This window comes from Methylobacterium nigriterrae (assembly GCF_037106235.1).
Lineage (GTDB): Bacteria > Pseudomonadota > Alphaproteobacteria > Rhizobiales > Beijerinckiaceae > Methylobacterium > Methylobacterium nigriterrae.
The window spans coordinates 1-5,396 of the sequence record NZ_JBAWTG010000213.1; the positions used below are offsets into that span (position 1 = coordinate 1).

Here is a 5,396-nt window from a genome sequence, read left to right on the forward strand (position 1 = left end):
CAGCTTTCTCCATTCTGCGTCGTCCAGCATCACTCCTCCCAGTCAGGAGGAGCAAAACGCCCGCACACGGAACACGTTCAAGGCCGAACAGGCCGTAGTTGACGGTGCCGCGGCCCCGTCTCCTGCTTTGGTCAACTCAATCGGCGCGGTTAGCGCCAGAAACGAGATATGCGCCTCGATCCTTTCGCTTACTTCATGGTGGTGAACGTGCGGTCAGCCTCGCGGTCGTACGGGTTTGCAGGCATTCGTCTATACGGTCGTGCTCGCCATCGGCCCGGTACTCACGCGGACGTTGAAGCCCCAAGCGTCGGCGAAGCACGCGCCCACCGCTGCTTGAGAGCCCGGCGAGTGAGGCCCGCGCCGCGAACAAAGGCTGGCTCGCTTCGGGCGGCGAGCGAACATCAGGGAGGCTTCTCGACCGCGATGCTACCCGTCATGCCCGGATGATATTGACAGTAATACGCGACAGTACCCGTCTGCGTCAGCATGATGCGACCTGTCCCTTCCGCGGGAATTTCCACATCCCACTCACCATCGCGTGCTGTTGCGGTGTGGGCGACGAAATCGGCATTGACCCACTCGACCGTGTCGCCCACGCGGACCGAGACATGCCTGGGGATGAATGCCAGATCCTCCAACCTGACCCGGATCGTCTCAGCGGCGACAGGCGCGGCTGAGGCTGCAAGCCATAGGGCCGCGGCCAAGTGAAACCTTCGGCGCATGGACTGCCCGCTACTTCAGCGCTTGGACGACGTGCTCGGCATGCTGCTCGTGACCCTGGAAGATCTTCAGCCCCGTGCGCAGCAAGTCCTTCAGCTCGGGATTGCTCGCCGATGGAATGAGAGCGGTCTCAAGCGCGCCGTTGACGGTCTTGTGGAAGCCGACCTCGTTCTCGGCATAGGCCTTGTCGAAGGCAGACCCATTGAGCTTCTTGAGTGAAACTTCGTTCTCGTCAGCCTGCTTCACGAGTGCCTTGCTGGTGTCATTGTCCTGCGGGGTGACGTTGAGCTTCTTGACCAGCGCGAGGGCCTTGTCGTTCACCGCCTTGTGGTCACGCACCATGTCCTCGGCGAAGGCGCGCACCTCCTTGTTCCTGGATTTCTGCAGCGCGAGGTCGGCAGCCTTGATGTCGATCTGCCCCGCCGTATAGGCGATGTGGGCGATCTGCGCGTCGTTCGGCTTGATGCCTTGCGCGTTGGCTGCGGCAGTGCTCAGCACCAACGCCGCTAATGCGGAAGTTCCTCTCATGAGCATCGCGTCTCTCCATCGCAGGGCCGGAAGAGGCCCTTCCGAGCCCACTTGGATGCGGGATGCGTGAGAAGGTTCCCGCGGCCTAGGCGAGGCCGAGCCGCTCGAGCACCGCTTCGGTCAGGTGCCTGCAGCGGGAGCCGGCAAACGGGAATGCGTCGGCCAGCACCGGACCAATCTGCTGCTCCAAGTCGCGCCTCAGCTGCTGCCGCGCACGGTGCAGGCGGGTCTTGACGGTCTCCAGCCTGATGCTCAGCAGCTCTGCGGTTTCCTCGGTGCTCAGGCCTTCGACCAAGCGCGCGACCAGCACCGAGCGGAACCCGTCGGGCAGCCTGTCGATGGCCTGCTCGAGCAGGGCGCGGATCTCGTGTTGTGCCATGAGAGTTTCCGGGTCGAGCGGAGCGCTGGAGTGCGGAAACGGAATGATCTGAGCGCTGGTTTTCTGCGCCGTGATGGTGCCCAGATCCACGCTTGGGCGCCGCTGTCGGAGCCGGCCCAGCGCTTCGTTGATGACGATGCGGGTCAGCCACGTGCCGAAGCGAGCCTCGCCCCGGAAGGTATTCAGGCGCGTGAAGGCTCGCACGTAGGCTTCTTGCAGCACGTCCTCCGCCTCACCGTCATTTCGGACGATACTGCGCGCGATCCGATACAGGCGGCGGTTCTGCTCCTGGATGATCAGCCGGATGGCCGCAGGATCGTGGCGGCGTGCTTGTTCGAGGAGTTCGACCTCGTCTGCGGGGATCGGTTGATAGGTGCGTTCGACCATGGCGCTTCTGCCTGCTGGTGGGAACAGGCCTTAGATGTCGCCGATGCCCAAACGTTCCCGAGCCGAAGGCTTGCTCGGCGAAGTGTGGGCAGGCGATCGTAGAATTCGATCCTGCTACTTCACTGGCGCCAGGCATTCGCGATCCCGGTCTTGGTGCAGCAGCGTTCCGAGAGGGCATGCCCAATGGACCGTTCCAAAGGTCGCAAAGCGCCATGTGTGGAAAACAACGGGTAACTTCACTCGGCTTGCCTCCTGCCTGGCTCAGCGGCCCCTCGGCCATCCGTGGCAGGAACCCCTGTTAGGAAGTCAATTGTCGGGAATAGCCTCGCGACCGGACATCCCTCACATGCGCTGTGAAGGGCTGCTGCGGGTCAGCGGCGCTGGCAGGACGAGATGGATCGGAGGGACCGCGTCGGGTCGAAGGGGGAACGGATCAGCTGGTTGGATCCAGGCCTTAGGGCATGCCGCCACGGCCATGATATAACTCAGCCGTGAAGTCTGTCGCCTCCGGCATCCGCCCGGTGGACCGAAGAGGCCGGATGCAGATGCTCATTCCGCCGACCGTCCCCACCTCAGAACAAGAGCCGGGCGTCGTCATGTCTGCGGCTTACGCCGCAGGGCAGCGCGTGAGGGACGTGGCGATCGAGGATGCCGGCGAGTGGGCGCGTCGACCCGGTCACCTCGTCTGGATCGGCCTCTACGAGCCCACCGCCGAACTGCTTGACCAGGTCCAGGCTCAGTTTGGGCTGCATCCTCTGGCCATCGAGGATGCTCAGAATGCGCACCAGCGGCCGAAACTCGAGCGCTACGGAGGGTGCCTGTTCGTGGTCGCCCGCACCGCGCAGCTTGTCTCGGATCGCATTGCGCTGGGCGAGACGCACCTGTTCGTCGGGCGCGGCTTCGTCGTCACCGTGCGTCACGGTGCATCGGTTTCCTACACGCCCGCGCGCGAGAAGGCCGAAGCCTGCCCCACGCTCCTGGCGCATGGCGAGAACTACATCATGTACGCCGTGCTCGACTTCATCGTCGACCACTACGCGCCGGTGATGGAAGCGGTGATGGCCGAGGTGGAGGCCATCGAGGACTGTGTCGTCAAGCGTGAATTGAGGCCGGACGAAGTCGAGCGGCTCTATCTCCTGCGGCGCGACCTTCTGCGCCTGCGCACGGCCGTGGTGCCGCTCGTCGAAGTCTGCCGCAAGCTGGAGCACGGCGACCTGGTGGTCATCGACGAGGAGATGCAGCCCCTGTTCCGGGACGTGTCCGACCACTTGGGGCGAGTTCAGGATGAGATCGATGCCATGCGCGAGGTGCTGGCTTTCGCGTTCGAGGCAAGTCTGATGCTGGGCCAGGCGGAGCAGACCAACATCACGCGCCGCCTTGCGGCCTGGGCAGCCATCCTGTCCGTGCCAACAGCAGTTACCGGCATCTACGGCATGAATTTCGTGTTCATACCCGAGCTGAGGTGGCGCTACAGCTACTTCGTGGTGATGGGCGGTATCCTCACCATCTGCGCCGTACTGTACTGGCGCTTCCGCCGGAACGGCTGGCTGTAGCAGCCTGCGAGGCAATTCTTCCTTGGAAGAGCCGACCGCCGAGATCCCACCGGCCGAGACCGGCATCATCGGTTCTCGACCGGTTCGTCGCCGATCGCGGTCTGGTGGCCTGGACATCGAGACCCGCACCTTCGTACCCGCCGCCTGATGACCGCTCTGTGGCCACGCGACGTGCCCGCAACGCGCGCAGGCATGCCATGCCAGCCGACGAGCGAGCCCGGCTCAAGAAGCACATCTTGATGATTGCGGGCTGGTCGAGCGAGACTTGTCAGTGCCAATCCGAGCAGCCGCCTATCGACCCTTAGTGGCGAGCGAGTCTTGCGAGAGCGTTGTCGAGCAGGCGATCAATTTCACCACACGCCTTGAGGCTCTCGATCGCCTGGTTGAGGAGGCCGAGGAGGGTGCGATGACCCTTCCTGACGGCCATGCCGAAGGGCTTCGGGTCGAACCTGTCGCCGATGTCGATGAGCGAATAGCGCTCCGGATGGGTCGAGCCAGCCCGCAACAGGGTCAGGTTGATCATGTCGTTCGATGCCGCGTCGGCTTCCCCCCTATCGATCGCCGCGAGGTTTCCGGCACTGAGAGGTGTTATGACGTGCGTGGCGCCGGGGAGAGAGGGAAGCGCCGCGCGCATCCTCCGCAGCGAAATCGAGCCGTCCGTCACCGCGATACGCTTACCCTTCAGGTCCTCGAAGCAACCGATGGAACTCCCCTTCGGAACGAGAAGCCCCTCCCGCGTCACGCAATAGGGCGTGGAAAAATCCACCTGCTCGGCGCGATCGGGCGTGATCGTCAACTGGGACGCGATGACATCGACGCGACCCTCCTGCAGATCCCGGATTCGTTCCGCGTCCGTGACCTGGAAGAAGTCGAGACGGTCCGGTGAGCCGAAGATCTTCTCGCTGACAGCCCTCGCAAGATCCGGCTCGAAGCCCGTGATGGCGCCGGTCTGAGGATTCTCGTAGCCCATGCCGGGAATATCGAAAGAAACACCCGCGATCAGCCGTCCGTTCGATTGAAACCGATCCATAGCACCTCGCACCGCCCACGATTACAGTTGCCGGCTGAGACTCTTATCTGAGTGTTTGCGGATGGGAGAGCCCGATTTGCCCAGCTTAGCTCGAGACTACCTTGGAGCTCTGGTCGACGACGCTTCGGCAGGCCAAGCAATCCATCCGCCCATTGTTCGCCCCCCAGGGTCGGCCACGCCAATGCCTTCCTCGGCGTGCTGCTCAGGGGCGAGCGGTGCAAGAGGCCTACGTGAAGGCCCAGCTGCAGGCATTCGCCTCAGGTGCGCGCCGCAACGACATCAGTCAGCCGATGCGCAACATCGCCCGGAGCATGATCCCGGAGGAGATCGACCGAGCGGCGGAGTGGTACGCCTCGCAACCCTCGACGAGCATTCACACCCAGTGAACTTCCGACCCAGTTGTCGGTGGCGACGCCACGGCAGACGTGCGGGCTCGTGCTTCGCCCCCGTTTCCTGCGTCGGTCGGCGACTGCCGTGCGACGCCTTCAGCCTCGGTCAAGACCGAAACGAGCAGCAACACCACGCTGAGCCATGTGCGGGCCGCGAGGGTACGCTTGGGCGGAGCGTGACGTCGCGCGGTGTCATGAACCAGCCACGCAAGCAGCAACTGCGCGACGGCCGCGATGCCGCCGCGTTCGAGCGTATGGGCGGGTTCTCCGGCTGAGTGCCCGAGCCTGGATTGCCCCTCCGGCAGGCAACCTGCCTCAGCACGTTGCAATTTCAGCCGCGGCCCGTAAACGGATGCCTGGTATACCAGCGCCCTGCGTCGACAATCGGAGCATCTGCCTGTTGAACGGGC

6 protein-coding genes and 1 pseudogene are annotated in these 5,396 nt (G+C 63.8%); 3 read left to right on the top strand and 4 right to left on the bottom strand.

From position 1 onward, the window contains the following. Positions 1 to 205: hypothetical protein (locus tag WDW90_RS34435; protein ID WP_336492217.1), on the top strand; the 205-nt coding region annotated here is incomplete at its 5' end. Between the two features lie 196 nt (positions 206 to 401). On the opposite strand, the gene WDW90_RS34440 is transcribed toward WDW90_RS34435, so the two are convergent. From WDW90_RS34440 to WDW90_RS34450, 3 genes are all read right to left on the bottom strand, one after another. Beyond that, complete coding sequence (locus tag WDW90_RS34440; protein WP_336492218.1) at positions 402 to 704, bottom strand: cupredoxin domain-containing protein; 303 nt, start codon at positions 702 to 704, stop codon at positions 402 to 404. 28 nt (positions 705 to 732) lie between these two features. Then, on the bottom strand, positions 733 to 1,254 hold the full coding sequence (locus WDW90_RS34445) for a DUF4142 domain-containing protein (RefSeq protein ID WP_336492219.1): 522 nt from the start codon (positions 1,252 to 1,254) through the stop codon (positions 733 to 735). 79 nt (positions 1,255 to 1,333) lie between these two features. Further along, positions 1,334 to 2,014: an RNA polymerase sigma factor gene (locus tag WDW90_RS34450; protein WP_336492220.1), complete on the bottom strand. Its 681-nt coding sequence runs from the start codon at positions 2,012 to 2,014 to the stop codon at positions 1,334 to 1,336. A 545-nt stretch (positions 2,015 to 2,559) separates the two neighbouring features. Between WDW90_RS34450 and WDW90_RS34455 the strand changes: the two genes are divergently transcribed. Further along, on the top strand, positions 2,560 to 3,567 hold the full coding sequence (locus tag WDW90_RS34455) for a magnesium and cobalt transport protein CorA (protein WP_336492222.1): 1,008 nt from the start codon (positions 2,560 to 2,562) through the stop codon (positions 3,565 to 3,567). A 301-nt stretch (positions 3,568 to 3,868) separates the two neighbouring features. Here the strand turns inward: WDW90_RS34455 and WDW90_RS34460 are convergent, their stop codons facing one another. Beyond that, positions 3,869 to 4,597: a transporter substrate-binding domain-containing protein gene (locus WDW90_RS34460; RefSeq protein ID WP_336492223.1), complete on the bottom strand. Its 729-nt coding sequence runs from the start codon at positions 4,595 to 4,597 to the stop codon at positions 3,869 to 3,871. Positions 4,598 to 4,818: 221 nt separating this feature from the next. On the opposite strand from WDW90_RS34460, the pseudogene WDW90_RS34465 reads away from it, so the two are divergent. Further along, positions 4,819 to 4,983 (top strand): annotated as a pseudogene (locus tag WDW90_RS34465) (c-type cytochrome); the annotation flags it as partial. Positions 4,984 to 5,396 lie beyond the last annotated feature (413 nt).